This window comes from Acidovorax carolinensis (assembly GCF_002157145.1).
Lineage (GTDB): Bacteria > Pseudomonadota > Gammaproteobacteria > Burkholderiales > Burkholderiaceae_C > Acidovorax > Acidovorax carolinensis.
This window is the reverse complement of the sequence record NZ_CP021361.1, coordinates 2045033-2060043: the sequence shown is the minus strand read 5'-3', so window position 1 is coordinate 2060043 and position 15011 is coordinate 2045033. Positions and strand designations below refer to the sequence as shown.

The following is a 15011-nucleotide window of genomic DNA, read 5'->3' as shown; positions in this document are numbered from 1 at the left end:
ATGCACTTCGATTCCCATGCCCTGCAGGGCCATGCGCACCGTTTCATGCCAAAACACCTTCAAGCGCTTATGGAGAAAGCGCAAGGCGCTACGGATTCAGGAGCATTCGATGCACCCGAAGGCGTGGCGCGCCGCACCTTCCTCAAGCTGTCTGCGGCCTCGGGCTTTGCGCTCGGCGCGTTCCCGCTGGTGGCGGGCGCGCAGGGCGCTGCTGCATCCAACGCGCCTGCGGGCCTCAAGCCGTTTGAGCAACCGTCGGCCTTTGTCCGCATTGACGCCGATGGCACGGTCACCGTCACCATCAACCGGCTGGAATTTGGCCAGGGCGTGCAAACGGGCCTGCCCATGATCCTGGCCGAAGAGCTGGATGCCGACTGGAGCAAGGTGCGCAGCGTGCACGGCGATGCCAGCCCGGCCTATGCCGACCCGGCGTTTGGCATGCACCTCACGGGCGGCTCCAACTCCATCAAGAACTCGTACACCCAGTACCGCGAACTGGGCGCTCGCACCCGGGCCATGCTGGTGTGGGCGGCGGCCTCGCAGTGGGGCGTGGACGCTTCGGCGCTGCGCACCAGCAATGGATTTGTGGTCGGCCCTGGCGGCAAGAAGCTGGGCTACGGCGCGCTGGCCGAAGCCGCCATGAAGCAGCCCGTGCCCGAAAAGGTCGCCCTCAAGGACCCCAAGCAGTTCCGCCTGATCGGCAAGCCCACCGGGCGACTGGATGCCAAGGCCAAGTCGAGCGGCCAGCAGGCCTTTGGCATCGACGTGCGCCTGCCCGGCATGCTCACGGCCGTGGTGGCACGCCCGCCGGTGTTTGGCGCCAAGGTAAAGTCGCTGGACGATAGCGCGGCCAAAGCCATCAAGGGCGTGAAAGCCGTGCTGCGCGTGCCCACCGACCGGGGCGGCGAGGGCGTGGCCATCGTGGCCGATGGTTACTGGACCGCCAAGCAGGGGCGCGATGCACTGAAGGTGGAATGGGACACCAGCGCGGTGGCCAAGCCAGATTCCACAGCGCTGCTGGCGCAGTACCGCGAACTGGCCGCCAAGCCGGGCAACGTGGCCATGCAGGCCGACATGGCGCCGCTGGCGGGCGCACCCCACAAGATCAGTGCCGAGTTCGTCTTCCCGTACCTGGCGCACGCGCCCATGGAGCCGCTGAACTGCACCGTCAAGCTGGACGGGGACAAGGCCGAACTCTGGATGGGCACGCAGATGCCGGGCCTGGACGCCATGGCAGCCGCCAAGACGCTGGGTCTGCAGCCGCAGAACATTAAGGTGCACACCCAGATGGCCGGTGGCGGCTTTGGCCGCCGCGCCATTCCCACCAGCGACTACGTGGTGGAGGCCTGCGGCGTGGCCAAGGCGGCGCGCACGGCAGGCATCACGGCCCCGGTGCGCATACTCTGGAGCCGCGAGGACGACATCAAGGGCGGCTATTACCGCCCCATGCATGTGCACCGCGCCGAGATAGGGTTTGACGCACAGGGCAAGATCCTGGCGTGGGACCACACCATCGTGGGCCAGTCCATCACCAAGGGCTCACCGTTCGAGGCCTTCATGGTCAAGAACGGCATTGACGCCACGACCACCGAAGGCATGGGGGAGCCGTACAACGTGCCCATGAAGCTGTCGGTGCATCACCCCGACGTGAATGTGCCGGTGCTGTGGTGGCGCAGTGTGGGCTCTACCCACACGGCCTACGTGATGGAAACCCTCATCGATGAAGTGGCCCGTGCCAGCAAGCAAGACCCCGTGGCCTACCGCATGGCCCTGATAGGCGACAAGCACCCGCGCCACAAGGCGGCGCTGCAGCTGGCCGTGGCCCAGTCGGGCTATGGCAAGAAGAAGCTGGCGGCCGGACGCGCCTGGGGCGTGGCGGTGCATGAGTCGTTCGAGTCGGTGGTGGCCTATGTGGTCGAGGCGTCTGTCAAGGATGGCACGCCCAAGCTGCACAGCATCACCGCAGGCGTGCACTGCAACCTGGTGATCAACCCCAAAAGCGTGGAAGCCCAGGTGCAGGGCGCCGCGCTGATGGGCCTGGGCATGTGCCTGCCGGGCGCCGCCATCACGCTCAAGGACGGGGTGGTGGAGCAAAGCAACTTTGGCGACTACGCCGTGCCACGCATCACCGACATGCCGCAGGTGACGGTGCACATCGTGCCCAGCGCCGACCCACCCAAGGGCATGGGCGAGCCGGGCCTGCCACCGCTGGCACCGGCTTTTGCCAACGCCATCGCCCAGATCACGGGCAAAACGCCGCGCGAGCTGCCGTTCAAGCTGGCCTGATGGCAGCAAGCGACCACGCCAACGCATCCGCCCAGCCGGTGGTGCTGGTGCTGGCTTCTGGCAGGGGCGAGCGCTTTGCGGCGTCGGGCGGCACGGTGCATAAACTGAGTGCGTTGCTCAGCGGAAAAACCGTGCTGCAGCACACGCTGGCCGCCGTGCGTGCCAGCGGTTTGCCCTGGCACCTGGAAGATGCAAGCCACCCGGGCATGGGCGAGTCGATCGCTGCTGCGGTGCGCGCCACCGCAAATGCCCCCGGCTGGCTGGTGCTGCCCGGTGATCTGCCGCTGGTCCAGCCCGAAACCCTGCGCACCATCGCCGCCGCGCTGGCGGACTGCTCCGTGGCGGTGCCGGTGCACCACGGCGAGCGCGGTCACCCGGTCGGTTTTGCGGCGCAATGCCAGCAGGGCTTGCTGGCCCTGACTGGCGAGCAGGGCGCTGCCAGTGTGGTGCGCGGGCAGGCCGAGCAGGGCAGGGTGCGGCTTGTGGATGTGGACGATGCGGGCACGGTGACCGATGTGGACACCGTGCAGGACCTGGAACGCGCCGCGCAGTGGCTGGCGGCGCGCGGCTAACCCAGGCGGTTGTTATCTGGCCGTGATGACGGCGCAGGCCAGGCGCGGGCCTGCATTGCCGGTAGGCTGGGTCTGGTAGTCGTCCGGGTCGCGGTGCACGATCAGGCCTTTGCCAACGATGTCATTGGCGCTGCCGCCCACACGGATGGTGCGCGATTCAAAGTTGAATGCAGCCACGCCGTTGGCATCAGCCTTGAGGCTGGGCAGGTCGCCCGTGTGGTGCTCGCCCATGCCATGGTGGCCATGCGGCTTGCCACCGAGGTTGAAGTGGCCGCCGGCGCTCAGGCCGTCGCCGCTGGAGCAATCGCCTTTCTCGTGGATGTGAAAACCGTGCTCGGCGCCCGGCTTGAGGCCGGTGATGGAGCCCGACACCTTCACCACCTCGCCCGACTGCACAAATGTGACCGTGCCCGCAGCGGCGTTGCCGCGCGTGGGCTCCAGTTTGGCCGTGGCGCTGGGGCCCGACGAATACGCGGCGCAGCCCGCCAGTGTGACCACCACGGCGGCGGACAGGAAAACGGTGTGCAAGGACATGTCTGAGACTCCTGAAGTAGATTGACGGGAACCACCGGCATTCACGGAGATGGGGGCTTGCCCCAGGCGCTGCCGGAGGGCGCCTTGGTGACTGCGCCCATTCTCCATCCGACAACCCGGAACCACAACTGCCGCCAACGGCGTTCGGCGCAGTCGCCGTGCCGGCGGGTTACACCGCTATCAGCACATCGCACTGCGACTGGGCCAGGGCATAGCGCGTGACGCTGCCCAAAAGCATGTCTTCCACCGCGTTGTCCCCTTGCTTGCCCATCACGAGGAGGTCGCAGTCGAGCTCCTGCTCTTGCTGAACCAGCAGCAGGGAGGGGTCGCCGTGCATCACCAGCGTGGGGGTCAACGCCGGGTTCAGGCCCGCCGCCTCGCACAACGCCACCATGCTTTGCTGGGCCTCCTGCCGCGCACTGGCGCGGTAGCGCTGGATTTCATCGGCGTGCACACCGGCATATTCCATCATTCCTTCGAACGGCACGTCATAGGCATGCAGCAAGATGAGCGCGGCCCTCGGCGCAACCGCCTGTGCCAGGCGGATGGAGCGCAGGGATCGCTCTGAAAAATCCACGGGCACCAGCACCGTCTTGTAGGGCTCATGGGGCGCCTGCTTGACCACCAGCATGGGGCGTGTAGCCCGGCTCACCATGCGGTCGGCGGTAGAGCCCAGCAGCATGTGCCGCATGAAACTGGCGCCCCGCGCACCCAGCACCACCAGGTCGGCGTTGATCGTTTCGGTGTGCTGGCGCAACTCCGTCAGCAATGAACCACTGGCCACATGCACCTGCGCCGTGACGCCATGGCGCTGCGCCAGCGCGCTGGCCAGCTCCTGCATGGCGTTGCGTGGGGCCTCCAGCATGAGCTTTTCCAGATCCGACGGGATCTGACCGGCCAGCCGCCGCAGCCTTTCGATCGGTGCAGGCGTAGCGACGTGGACCACATCGAGCTGTGCCCCGGTAGCTAGCGCTACGCTGGCAGCGCGCTCCACCGCGTGGCGCGCGGGTGCGGAAAGATCGGTGGCGGCGACAAGCCGGTGCAAGGGGACCATGGTGATTCTCCGCTGGGCAATCGAGGGCTGATGGCGGCAATTCTCCACGATGGTTTGGATGCGGCGCCAACTGCGCCGCCGGCTGCGTCACTTACGCACGCAAGAAAATCAGCGTGCACAGGTAAACCGCATAGGCGGCCACAAAGAAAGCCCCCTCCTTGCGTGAAATAAGGCGGTCGGTTGCAAACACCGGCACACACAGCAGCGCCACCAGGGCCGCCAGCGGCAGGTCAAAATGCAGCAGCGAGGCCTCCACCGGCACCCCGCCGGGCGACGCGAGACAGGTGACACCAAGGATGAAAAGGATGTTGTAGGTGCTGCTGCCGATCAGGTTGCCAATGGCAATGTCGCGCTCGTTTTTCAGCGTGCCCATGATGGTGGTGGCCAGCTCGGGGGCCGAGGTTCCGATGGCCACAATGGTGAGGCCCACCACGGCGTCCGAAACACCCAGCGATTGGGCGATTTCTACGGCCCCCGACACCAGCAGCTCTGCACCCACAACCACCACCACGATGCCAGCAAGCAGCATCAGCACGCTTACCGTGCCCTGCAGCGTGGCCACACGGGGCAGGATATTTTTGGCGCTGTATTCGCGGGAAAATTCTTGCTGGATGGGCAGGCTCTCTCGCCGGCTCACGCGCACCATGGCGATGGTGTAGAGCACTGATGCCCCCACCATCCATGCGCCCTCCTGGCGGCTGAGCACGCCGTCCCAAGCCATCCACAGCAGAGCAAGAGCGGAGCCCACCATCACGGGCAAATCCAGTTTCAGGCTGAGCAGCTGCACCTTGAGCGGCATGATCCACGCGCTTAACCCAAGAATGAGAAGGATGTTGACGATGTTGGTGCCCGCAATATTGCCCACCGCAAGCCCACCGTTGCCTTCGGCTGCGGCCGTCAACCCCACGGCCAGCTCGGGCGTGCTGGTGCCGATGGCCACCACTGTCAGGCCCAAGATCATGGGTGACACCCCCAGCAAGGCTCCTACCCGCGATCCGCCGCGAACGATGAGTTCTGCACCCACGATGACGACAACAAGGCCTGCAATAAAAGAGGTGAGGGGAATCCAATCCATGGGCTCCATTATGGGAGGCGGTACCGGCCATCCGTGAGACGACGCACCGCGTGCAATGGGCAAAGGGCTCAGCTTTTTGAGCCGGACAACGCAAGCAACCGGGCCAGCGCCCGGTCGTGGATGCCCTGCCGGCGCAACTCATCAAAGGTGGCTTGCGCATAGTCGTGCGTGGTGCCATAGCGCCCACGGGCCTGCAGGAAGATGCGCCGGTATTCGTCCTCGTGCAGTTCCCCCGTGTGGCTGGGACTGCGGCGTGACAAGGTGAAGGCCAGTGCCTGCACCGTGCCGCGGGGCGTGTGGCAGGTCAGCCAGCGCGGGTCATAGGTCGCCAAGGGCATCTCACGCTGCCAGAGCGTCTCCATCACCTGCGGCACATGGGCCTGCTCCACACGGAACACCACCCCCCGGCAGCTGCCGCCCGACAGCATGCCAAACACCAGGCCAGGGCACTCGGGCGTACCCCGATTGATGCGGCTCCACATCTTGAGCGCCCGATGCCAGCCATGCACGCGCGCGTCCCTGCGCTCGGCAAACTCGAAATCGGGCCGCCAGATCAGCGAGGCGTAGCCGAACACCCACAGGTCGCTGCGGCCGCCCCATTCGTGCAGGGCGCGCTCGAGCATGGTTGCCGGGTCACGGTGGGGTGCGGGGAGCATCGTCATGGCAACACTTTAGAATCGCGGGTTAATCCAGCAAACCATTATTTACGGAGTTCTGCACCATGTCTTTCAACAGCTCGGACGACGACAGCCAGCAACGTTTTGCCCTCGGTTTCCTGATCGCGCTGATTGCGCTGTTGATCTCTGTGGTCGTGGGCACCGTGGTGGTCAAGCAGGTGCGCGGCTCGGCAGCGCCCAAGACGGCTGCAACCGCTGTAGCGAGCAGCGCGCCAGCAGCACCCGCCGCTGACGCCGTGGCCACCGACGGCGCCAGCGTGCGCGTGGAAAACGGCGTGGTGAAGTTCTACTTTGCCAGCGCCAAGGCCGACCTGGCAGCGGGCGCCAACGAAGCCCTGGCCGATGTGGTCAAGGGCGTGGCCGAAGGCAAGAACGCCGTGATCTCTGGCTTCCATGACGCCACCGGCGATGCCGCACTGAACGCCGAACTGGCCAAGCAGCGCGCCTTTGCCGTGCGCGATGCCCTCAAGGCGCTGGGCGTGGCCGAAGACAAGATCGAGCTCAAGAAGCCCGAAGAAACCACCGCCAGCGGCAGCAACGCCGAAGCCCGCCGCGTGGAAGTGGCTTTGAGCGCCCAGTGATCGCGGGTCTTCCTTGATAAAAAAACCCGGCATTGCCGGGTTTTTTTTGATTGAATATGCTGCCAGCGTTTACCCATAAAGCGCTGGCAGCTATCTATTTCATAGTGATTGATTAGCGCAGACCCGCGCCGCCAGTCCCCTCGGCGCGCTGGATCAATTCAATCTTGTAGCCATCGGGGTCCGTCACAAACGCGATCACCGTGGTGCCGCCTTTGACGGGGCCTGCTTCGCGCGTCACGTTGCCGCCAGCGGCCTTGATTTTTTCGCACGCCGCGTAGGCATCGGGCACGCCCAGCGCAATGTGGCCGTAAGCATTGCCGTGGTCGTAGCTCTCGGTGCCCCAGTTGTAGGTCAGCTCGATCTCGGCCTGGCCGGGGTTGCCGCCATCAAACCCCAGAAACGCCAGCGAGTATTTGTACTCGGGGTTTTCGGACTGGCGCAGCAGTTGCATGCCCAGCACCTGGGTGTAGAAATCAATCGAGCGTTGAAGGTTGCCAACGCGCAGCATCGTGTGGAGGAATTTCATGTCGTCGATTGTGCCGGCAAGTCGAAAACCAGGCAGGTGGTGGTGGCGTGGGCATACAGCGTGCCGTCGGGCCCCACCAGGCGCGCCTCGGCCGTGGCCAGCTGACGCCCGCTGTGGATCACGCGGCCCTCGGCGCGCACGCGCTGCACCTTCGGCGTGATGGCCTTGACCAGGGTGATGCCCAGCTCGGCCGTGGTGTAGCCGCGACCCGGCTCCATGCGCGTATGCACGGCGCAGCCCAGGGCCGAGTCGAGCAGGGTGGCAAACCAGCCACCATGCACGGTGCCCATGGGGTTCAAGTGTTCGAGGCGGGGCGTGCCCTGGAACGTGGCCCGTCCTTCATCCACTTCCACGATCAAAAAATCCAGCGTTCTGGCGATGGCGGCATAAGGCAGCTCGCCGCGCAGCATGGCTTGCATTTGCTGCAGGCCGTTCAGGTGGGCGATCTGATCACGCTGGGCTACGCCCGGGCCGGGGCCAGCATCCAGCCGCGCAAGGATGTCGCGCTCCTGCGCAAGCCAGTGTTCAAGGTGGTTGTGTTGCGTCATGGGGTTTCCGGGTTGGTGGTGTGGTTGAAACGTATGAGTTGCATGTGCAATTGTTGCAGATACAATTAACTCCATGCAAGCCAACACCTCCACCATGGACACTGAGGAACCGCCCGTTCCTCAGGCGCGGCCGCAAGGCTGCACCAACTTCAAGTTGCGCCAGCTGATGCGCCGCGTGGCGACCCATTACGACGCCGAAATGGCGCAGTGCGGGCTCAAGACCACGCAGTATTCATTGCTGTCGCATGTGCTCAAGCTGGGGCCGATCCGACCAGGCGACCTGGCGGTGGCCATGAAGATGGATGCCTCCACGCTCACCCGCAACCTGCGCCCCCTGGTCGATGCGGGCTGGGTGACGCTGGAGGCGGGCGCCGATGCCCGCAGCCGCCTCGTGCACATCACCGACGCGGGCCGCGACAAACGTGCGCAAGCGCAGCGCCACTGGAAGGCCGCGCAACTGGGGCTGAACGAAACGCTGGGCGTTGAGCGCGTGATGGCGCTGCATGCCCTGGTGGACGATTCGCTGGCCCTGCTGGCGGCGCTGCCAGCACAGGAGGCTGGCCATGACGAATGACGCCCCGCCAACCCTGTGCCCCGGACATGGGTTGCAGTGCAAGCCTGTAGCCCGCGCAGGAGCGGCCCATGGCTGACGGCCTCAACCCCCGCACCCGCATGCTGCTGGAGACGCCCATCGCGCCCACGCTGCTGCGGCTGGCGGCGCCCAATGTGCTGGTGATGCTGGCGCAGGCGGGCGTCGGACTCATCGAGACCTACTTTGTCGGCCAGTTGGGCACCGATGCGCTGGCGGGCATGGCGCTGGTGTTCCCGGTGGTCATGCTGATGCAAATGACTTCCGCCGGCGCCATGGGGGGCGGCATTGCTTCGGCCATTGCCCGTGCTTTAGGCGCCCGGCGCCGGGACGATGCCGATGCGCTGGTGCTGCATGCGCTGGCCATCGCAGCGGTGTTCTCGCTCGTCTTTACCGCGGGCGTGGTGGGAGGAGGGCGCTGGCTTTACACCCGCATGGGCGGCACCGGCGGCGCGCTGTCCGCGGCGCTGGTTTATTCCAACTGGGTGTTTGCGGGTGCGTTTCTGGTGTGGCTGTTCAACACACTGTCGGCCGTGATCCGGGGCACGGGCAACATGGCCGTGCCGGCCTACGTCACGGTGCTGGGCGCGCTGGTGCTGGTGCCGCTGTCGCCGCTGCTCATCTTTGGCTGGGGGCCGGTGCCCGGCCTGGGCATTGCGGGCGGGGCAATTGCGCTGATGGCGTACTACCTAGTCGGCAGCCTGGTGCTGGCGGCGTATCTGTGGTCGCCGCGCAGCCTGCTGCAGCCGTCGTTTACCCACATCCGGTTTCGCTGGATGTTGTTCAAAGACATCTTGCGGGTCGGGCTGGTGGGCACGGTCTCTACGGTCGCCACCAATCTCTCGATTGGCGTGACCACCGCGCTGGTGGGCGGTTTTGGTACGGCGGCCATCGCGGGCTACGGCACGGCGTCGCGGCTGGAGTATCTGTTGGTGCCGCTGGTTTTCGGCCTGGGCGCACCGCTGGTGGCCATGGTGGGCACCTGTATTGGCGCGGGCCAGCGCGAGCGTGCCTTGCGCGCCACCTGGATCGGCGCGGCCATGGCGTTTTTGATGGCCGAGGCGATTGGCCTGTGGGCGGCAGCCTTTCCCAACGCATGGCTGTCCCTGTTCAACAGCGACCCCGCCATGCTGGAAGCGGGTGCGCTGTATCTGCGCACCGTCGGCCCCGTGTACGGCTTTTTCGGCCTCGGCTTGGTGCTGTACTTTGCCTCCCAAGGGGCAGGACGCCTGCTCTGGCCGGTGATCGGCAACATCGTGCGCCTGGCGGTGGCAGTCACCGGCGGCTGGCTGGCGCTGCGCTGGGGCGGCGGTTTGGCAGCGGTGTTTGCCGCCCAAGGTGTGGCGCTGGTGTCATACGGCCTGGTCAACGCCTGGGCGATTGCGGGTGGTGCCTGGTTTGGCCCGGTGGGCTGGCCGCGCAGCACGGCGGGCCTGCTGCGGCGCATGCCACAAACATGAAAATTGAATCAAAATTACCGCTAACGCTTGGCGGCCTCAATTCCGAAGTGCAACACCGAGAATTGAGGTCAAGATGACAAAGAAGAATTACCAGCAGTTGAGCGAGAGCGAACGCCATGCGATCGCCTTGGGGCTTCAGCAAAAGCAAAGCCTCAGCGCCATAGCGCGGGCCTTGGGGCGCTGCAAGAGCACCATCAGCCGGGAATGCCAACGCAATGCGGGCGCCAAGGCCTACACCTCCAAGTTCGCCCAGCAACGCAGCGACAGGCGCAGATGCTTTGCCCGTCCCCAGCCCAAACTGCACCGCGATGGACCTTTGTTCAAGATCGTTCGCGACTATCTGCTCCGGCACTGGTCTCCCCAGCAAATCGCTGGGCAGTTGAAGAAACTGCACCCTGACAACAAGCGCAAACAAGTGTCCCACGAGAGCATCTACACCTGCATCTACGCCCAGCCCCGCGGAGAGCTCAAGAAGGAGCTGGTGGCCTGCTTGCGCATGGCCCGCGCCAAGCGCTGGCCGCGCTCCAAAGGCGAGGATCGGCGTGGGCAAATCACCGACCTGCTGAGCATCCATGTGCGCCCACCCGAGATTGAGGATCGTCAGTTGCCCGGGCACTGGGAGGGCGACCTCATCAAGGGCAAAGGCAATGCCAGTGCCATTGGCACGCTGGTCGAGCGCACGACCCGCCTGGTGGTGCTGGTCAAGCTGCCGCACCCCAACCCGGCGACAGCGGCACATGTACTGCAGGCCTTCAGCGACAAGCTCAATGGCATTGCCAGCCCGATGCGCCAGAGCCTGACCTATGACCGTGGCAGTGAGATGGCAGAGCATGCCAAGCTCACCGAGAACACGGGCATGAAGGTGTACTTCTGTGACCCCTACAGCCCCTGGCAGCGGGGCTCCAACGAAAACACCAATGGATTGCTGCGGCAGTACTTCCCCAAGGGGACTGATCTGAGCGGCTATAGCCAGGAGTATCTGGATGCCGTAGCCGATGAGCTCAATGGGCGCCCCAGGATGACTCTGGGGTGGAGCAAGCCCATTGAGGTTTATGCCGAACATTTGGCCCGGCTGACACAACAGCCTGATTCAGTGCATTAATGAATATTTGTTGCACTTGGACTTGAATCCGCCCTTATCCATAAAGCGCTTGCAGCTATCACTTTTATAGTTATTCACTGGATCAGACCGGAACGGTGTAGTTCAGCGTCATCCGCCCGCCATCCACGGTCACGATCTCGCCGGTCACATAACTGGCCGCATCGCTGGCCAGCCAGGCCACCACATCGGCAATCTCCGACGGCTCGCCCAGCCGCTTCATGGGAGTGCGGCTCATGATCTTGTTCTTGGCTTCATCGCTGGTCAGCACCGCTTTGGCGGCCAGCTCGGTCGCAATGGTCCCAGGCGCAACAGCGTTCACTCGGATGTTCTTGTCGGCCAGCGCCAGGGCCATCACCCGCGTGAGCTGGTTCACGCCGCCTTTGCTCACGTTGTAGCTGGAGATGTTGGGAATGGCCAACACGCCGTTGACCGAGCTCATATTGACGATGGCGCCGCCGCCCGACGCCACCATGGCCCGCGCCACCGCCTGGCCGACGAGGAACGAGCCCTTGAGGTTGACCCGCAGCACGGCGTCAAAATGAGGGCAAGCCGGGATAAGGCCAGTTTTGACTCATAAGCCCTAAGGTTATTTAGTCAAAACCTTTAATGCGATTCCGTCGCTCAATCGCGAGGCTGAAGGCTCCCCAATGGTTGGATCAGTTCCACCCACCTTTGCAACGTAGAGATCGTTTGCAGAATCTCCGCAGTCGCATCGAAGGCTAGCTCCGGCAGACTCCCCTGGCTCGTTGAGACCGACAGCCCTGCGCCGTTGATCACGGCGTGGGCCATGCCGTGCAGCCGCATCAGGATGTCCCGGAGGCCATCCTGCCCTCGCGCACGCCCAACAATCCTGTCCAGCTCCTCGACCGCGCTCAGCAGCGCTGTGGTGTCGTAGCTGCTTTGCGCACGCGCCAGCGCAGCCCGGTCGAGCCGGCCGTGGGCCGTGACGATGGTGGCGTCTGGATCTCTCATGTCCCTGCTCCTTTTTGCCCGGCGCGCTGCGCCTCCGCGGCCGCAGCTCGCGCGCGCTTGGCCGCCTCCCGAAACTGCGACTCCTTGACCCAGGGCTCCGGCGGCCGTTTCAGGTCGAGGTGATAGTTGCCGAAACGCTTGATGCCCGAGGTCATGTACGGACTCAGGTATTCGACATCGGCCGCAGACACCGGCTCCCCGTCGGCGTACATCTCCTGCAAAACCCGCATCATGTCCACCGTGTTCTGCAGGATCACCGACGACGCCACCAGGTCGATGAAGCGCACCCGCTTCTGCTGCTCGTTGGGATCGTTCTCGTTGATCACGTCGCCCCCGAAGTCCAGCCACTTCGTGAATGCGTGGTACGACTCGATCTTGTTCGTCGTGGCACTGACCTCCTGGCGCATCTCTTTGCTGGAGATCCAGCGCAACAGATAGACGGTGCGCAGCACGCGGCCGAGCTCGCGAGCCGCAGCAAACAGCCGGTTGTGCCGCCCTTCCTGGCTGAGCTTGCGCAGCAGCATCGGCGAGGCGATCCGTCCGGCCTGGATCGAGATGGACACCTGCATGAGATCGCGCCAATGGTCGCGAATCAGCTTCCAGTCCACCACGTCGGTGAACAAACGGTCAACATGACGGTAGCGCGTACCTCTCTCTGGCCGATAGAAACGCAGGTCCTTCCAGTTCCGGATGCGAGGCATCAACTGGATGCCTGCCAAGTGCGTGAAGGCGAAGACCGTTTCCGACTGACCATGGGTGTCCGAATACACCGTGTCGGCCTGCACGCTCAGGCCCGCCTTCATCAGACCCTCGATGACATAGACCGCTTCGAGCACCCCTGGTGGTATGAAATGGCGGAACACCGCGATGTAGTTGTCGGCCACATGCCGATAAGCCACTGCCCCCATGCGCCGGTACCGGAAATGCATGCCTACCAGCAGATTCTGGTCGTAGAAATCGTACTGCGTGCCATCGGCCGCCACCCTCTTGCCCTCGCCCCATAGCTTGGGCAACTCGAGCCGCAGGTAAAGCTCGGTCAGATCCCGGCAGGCGTTGTCCAACTGGTCCAGGCTCATGTGCCGCTGGTTGGCATAGGACAGCTGGTGCGGTGTCACTCCATTGGACAGGTGGCGCGCTGCCTGGTTGGGCCCGAGGTTGCAGCCCATCGCGAACACGGTCAGCAAGTAGCGCTCGCGTCCGTTGCGAAGTTTGGGATCGTCGCCTGACTGCGGACCGAAATTCCGCGTAAATCCGGTCCAGTGCTCGATGTTGGCCAGAACATCCAGCAGGTTGCGCGGCACCGTGCGATTTTCGATAGCGGCGTGCAAAGCGATGGCTGACGCCGGCACTTCGCGCGCAACGACACGCCGCAAGGTCGGCTCGCCAGTGCTGCCGATCACCACGTCGCCTGCATGCTGCGGAAACTCTTCATCGACTTTTTCGGCCGTCTCGGTGAGCAGTTGCTTGAGACCGTCGACGAAGTCACCCGCGGTGGCTGGTATGCCGATCCGGTCGCAGTAAGTCGGCAGAAGCGCTTCGCACTCCTTCCATGGCAACAGCTGCGCGCGATAGTCGGCAAAGGATTCCGAGCCTTCGATGCACACATCGCCGGAGCGAAGATCGCCGCTCAGATAACTGAACACGCACACCTCCAGGTAGCGCCGGTTCGTCGGAGGGCCCAGGCCATGCGAACGGCGCACCAGCTTGCGCCAGCGCTCGGAGGCGAACGACAGCGTCAAGTCGTCTGTGATCCACTCGACCTTGCGGTGTTCATTGGCCAGCACGACTTCCAGGGCATCGAGCAGATTGCGGTCCTGGGTGGCTGCCTCGAAACGCAGCGCCTTCGCCATCCGGAACATCGCCGCGCGCCAGCTGCTAAAGGCCTTCCAGATCAACGGCAGGTGGTTGCCGCCGCTCCACACGCGAATTGCCTCGCAGTCCGTCCTCAGCTGACCGAGGTTGCCGTGCGGCGCAAGCAGTTCGCGCACGCGTTGCCCGGTACTGGCGTCATCCAGGTTTTCGGCGAGGATCTCCAGCACCTGCTCCAGCGTGGCCACCAGCTCCTCGCTCAGTTCGCGCTGGCGCGCCTGGATCACCTGCAGTTCCTCCTTGGCAGTTTTGTGAATGGCGCCGATGCGGCGAATGAACATCTCTGCCACGTCGTCGCGGGCTCTCACGCGCATCTGACGAACCAGTGCCAGGATCAGCGTGTAGCGCTTGGCGGGCAGCAAATCCTTCATGTCGCCCGCATCGAGCGCGGATGCCATGTCGGCCATGTGCTTGAGCTTGGTCGCCGGCACGCCGTCGAGCAGCGTGTCGCTGTCGGGCAAGGACTCCAGCCAGGTCAACTGGTCCAGCAGCAATTCCAGATGCTTGCGCGAGGCTTTTTTCGCAGACTTCTTGATCTGGTTGTACAGCGTGCGTCGGGCTGGAAGTTCGGCCATCAGCAGCCGATCAAGCCAGTTTCGCTGGGCCAGGGTCAGGCGTTGGGTGATCCGCTTGTGCAAGGCAGCCTCGGCGGTTGAATGCGCCTGCTCGGCTATTTCGTCGAGTGTTCGAAACACCGGCAGCTCGTAGCCCAGTCGCACCAACTCCTCGATCGTGATGTTGATGATGTCCGCGCGGGTCTCCACGATGCCGGCGGCGTCTTGGGCGATCCGGCTCGTCAGCTTCCTTGTTTGTTCATCGGTGTAGGGCTTGACACCGAGCAGTTCGCGTATCGCCTTGTGGTGGCGATACAGCGTGGCCAAGGACGCGAACTCGATCTTCTCGATCGGCGCCATGCCCAGGGTGGCGGAAACATGCTCGACGAGCTCGACAGGAATGACTTCGAGCGCCGGAAAGTGACGCAGGAACTCGAAGCATTTGAGCAGCACGAGCAAGGCCAGACGACGTTCCTGCGTCCGCGAATGCTGGTGGGCCCATTCGATCTCCTGGGGCCTCGGCGTGAACGACGACTGCAAATCCTTGAGCGTCAGCGTTCTAGGAAATCGAGGGTAAGCAGTACGTTCAATGCTCGCCATGGCGCAAAACTC

General features: G+C 64.3%; 14 protein-coding genes and 1 pseudogene. 6 read left to right on the top strand and 9 right to left on the bottom strand.

The genetic code is table 11. The features are described from left to right. On the top strand, positions 1 to 2286 hold the full coding sequence (locus tag CBP34_RS09615; protein WP_094097892.1) for a xanthine dehydrogenase family protein molybdopterin-binding subunit: 2286 nt from the start codon (positions 1 to 3) through the stop codon (positions 2284 to 2286). Next, positions 2286 to 2858: a nucleotidyltransferase family protein gene (locus CBP34_RS09610; RefSeq protein WP_094097891.1), complete on the top strand. Its 573-nt coding sequence runs from the start codon at positions 2286 to 2288 to the stop codon at positions 2856 to 2858. Before CBP34_RS09615 ends, CBP34_RS09610 begins: the two co-directional genes overlap by 1 nt. Positions 2859 to 2870: 12 nt before the next feature. Here CBP34_RS09610 and CBP34_RS09605 read toward each other — a convergent pair whose 3' ends face one another. The 4 genes from CBP34_RS09605 to CBP34_RS09590 form a co-directional block, all read right to left on the bottom strand. Further along, positions 2871 to 3392, bottom strand: coding sequence for a superoxide dismutase family protein (locus CBP34_RS09605; protein WP_094097890.1), 522 nt, complete (start codon positions 3390 to 3392; stop codon positions 2871 to 2873). Between the two features lie 169 nt (positions 3393 to 3561). Beyond that, positions 3562 to 4446 carry a universal stress protein gene (locus tag CBP34_RS09600; protein ID WP_094097889.1) on the bottom strand — a complete coding sequence of 295 codons (885 nt, stop codon included), beginning with the start codon at positions 4444 to 4446 and terminating at the stop codon, positions 3562 to 3564. A gap of 91 nt (positions 4447 to 4537) precedes the next feature. Next, entirely contained in the window at positions 4538 to 5521 is a 984-nt protein-coding gene (locus tag CBP34_RS09595; protein ID WP_094099123.1) for a calcium/sodium antiporter, read from the bottom strand. Between the two features lie 68 nt (positions 5522 to 5589). Further along, complete coding sequence (locus CBP34_RS09590) at positions 5590 to 6183, bottom strand: gamma-glutamylcyclotransferase (protein WP_094097888.1); 594 nt, start codon at positions 6181 to 6183, stop codon at positions 5590 to 5592. Positions 6184 to 6242: 59 nt separating this feature from the next. Here CBP34_RS09590 and CBP34_RS09585 point away from each other — a divergent pair, with 59 nt between their 5' ends. Next, on the top strand, positions 6243 to 6779 hold the full coding sequence (locus tag CBP34_RS09585) for an OmpA family protein (RefSeq protein WP_094097887.1): 537 nt from the start codon (positions 6243 to 6245) through the stop codon (positions 6777 to 6779). Between the two features lie 112 nt (positions 6780 to 6891). Here CBP34_RS09585 and gloA read toward each other — a convergent pair whose 3' ends face one another. Both gloA and CBP34_RS09575 read right to left on the bottom strand, forming a co-directional pair. Next, the gene (gene gloA / locus CBP34_RS09580) at positions 6892 to 7305 is read right to left on the bottom strand and encodes a lactoylglutathione lyase (RefSeq protein ID WP_086927243.1); all 414 of its coding nucleotides are present in this window, start codon (positions 7303 to 7305) and stop codon (positions 6892 to 6894) included. Beyond that, the gene (locus tag CBP34_RS09575; RefSeq protein ID WP_094097886.1) at positions 7302 to 7853 is read right to left on the bottom strand and encodes a PaaI family thioesterase; all 552 of its coding nucleotides are present in this window, start codon (positions 7851 to 7853) and stop codon (positions 7302 to 7304) included. Before CBP34_RS09575 ends, gloA begins: the two co-directional genes overlap by 4 nt. 73 nt (positions 7854 to 7926) lie before the next feature. Between CBP34_RS09575 and CBP34_RS09570 the strand changes: the two genes are divergently transcribed. The 3 genes from CBP34_RS09570 to CBP34_RS09560 all read left to right on the top strand — a co-directional run bounded on the left by CBP34_RS09570 (position 7927) and on the right by CBP34_RS09560 (position 11004). Further along, the gene (locus CBP34_RS09570; protein ID WP_094097885.1) at positions 7927 to 8427 is read left to right on the top strand and encodes a MarR family winged helix-turn-helix transcriptional regulator; all 501 of its coding nucleotides are present in this window, start codon (positions 7927 to 7929) and stop codon (positions 8425 to 8427) included. A gap of 68 nt (positions 8428 to 8495) precedes the next feature. Then, entirely contained in the window at positions 8496 to 9902 is a 1407-nt protein-coding gene (locus tag CBP34_RS09565; RefSeq protein ID WP_094097884.1) for an MATE family efflux transporter, read from the top strand. A 73-nt stretch (positions 9903 to 9975) separates the two neighbouring features. Next, positions 9976 to 11004, top strand: a complete 1029-nt coding sequence (locus CBP34_RS09560) for an IS30 family transposase (protein WP_094097883.1) — start codon at positions 9976 to 9978, stop codon at positions 11002 to 11004. Positions 11005 to 11086: 82 nt separating this feature from the next. On the opposite strand, the pseudogene CBP34_RS09555 reads toward CBP34_RS09560, so the two are convergent. The 3 genes and pseudogenes from CBP34_RS09555 to CBP34_RS09545 form a co-directional block, all read right to left on the bottom strand. Beyond that, positions 11087 to 11542, bottom strand: a pseudogene (locus CBP34_RS09555) (SDR family NAD(P)-dependent oxidoreductase); the annotation flags it as partial. Positions 11543 to 11625: 83 nt separating this feature from the next. Further along, positions 11626 to 11976: a Tn3 family transposase post-transcriptional regulator TnpC gene (gene tnpC, locus CBP34_RS09550; protein WP_094097882.1), complete on the bottom strand. Its 351-nt coding sequence runs from the start codon at positions 11974 to 11976 to the stop codon at positions 11626 to 11628. Next, a complete protein-coding gene (locus CBP34_RS09545) occupies positions 11973 to 14999 on the bottom strand; it encodes a Tn3 family transposase (protein ID WP_094097881.1) in 3027 nt (1008 codons plus the stop codon). Before CBP34_RS09545 ends, tnpC begins: the two co-directional genes overlap by 4 nt. Positions 15000 to 15011: the final 12 nt, after the last annotated feature.

Excerpts from the sequence above, each read along its gene's own strand:
- CBP34_RS09585 (WP_094097887.1), top strand. The coding sequence starts at position 6,243 with ATGTCTTTCAACAGCTCGGACGACGACAGCCAGCAACGTTTTGCCCTC.
- CBP34_RS09565 (WP_094097884.1), top strand. The coding sequence starts at position 8,496 with ATGGCTGACGGCCTCAACCCCCGCACCCGCATGCTGCTGGAGACGCCC.
- gloA (WP_086927243.1), bottom strand. The coding sequence starts at position 7,305 with ATGAAATTCCTCCACACGATGCTGCGCGTTGGCAACCTTCAACGCTCG.
- CBP34_RS09545 (WP_094097881.1), bottom strand. The coding sequence starts at position 14,999 with ATGGCGAGCATTGAACGTACTGCTTACCCTCGATTTCCTAGAACGCTG.
- CBP34_RS09600 (WP_094097889.1), bottom strand. The coding sequence starts at position 4,446 with ATGGTCCCCTTGCACCGGCTTGTCGCCGCCACCGATCTTTCCGCACCC.
- CBP34_RS09575 (WP_094097886.1), bottom strand. The coding sequence starts at position 7,853 with ATGACGCAACACAACCACCTTGAACACTGGCTTGCGCAGGAGCGCGAC.
- CBP34_RS09595 (WP_094099123.1), bottom strand. The coding sequence starts at position 5,521 with ATGGATTGGATTCCCCTCACCTCTTTTATTGCAGGCCTTGTTGTCGTC.
- CBP34_RS09605 (WP_094097890.1), bottom strand. The coding sequence starts at position 3,392 with ATGTCCTTGCACACCGTTTTCCTGTCCGCCGCCGTGGTGGTCACACTG.
- CBP34_RS09590 (WP_094097888.1), bottom strand. The coding sequence starts at position 6,183 with ATGACGATGCTCCCCGCACCCCACCGTGACCCGGCAACCATGCTCGAG.
- CBP34_RS09610 (WP_094097891.1), top strand. The coding sequence starts at position 2,286 with ATGGCAGCAAGCGACCACGCCAACGCATCCGCCCAGCCGGTGGTGCTG.
- CBP34_RS09615 (WP_094097892.1), top strand. The coding sequence starts at position 1 with ATGCACTTCGATTCCCATGCCCTGCAGGGCCATGCGCACCGTTTCATG.
- CBP34_RS09570 (WP_094097885.1), top strand. The coding sequence starts at position 7,927 with ATGCAAGCCAACACCTCCACCATGGACACTGAGGAACCGCCCGTTCCT.
- CBP34_RS09560 (WP_094097883.1), top strand. The coding sequence starts at position 9,976 with ATGACAAAGAAGAATTACCAGCAGTTGAGCGAGAGCGAACGCCATGCG.
- tnpC (WP_094097882.1), bottom strand. The coding sequence starts at position 11,976 with ATGAGAGATCCAGACGCCACCATCGTCACGGCCCACGGCCGGCTCGAC.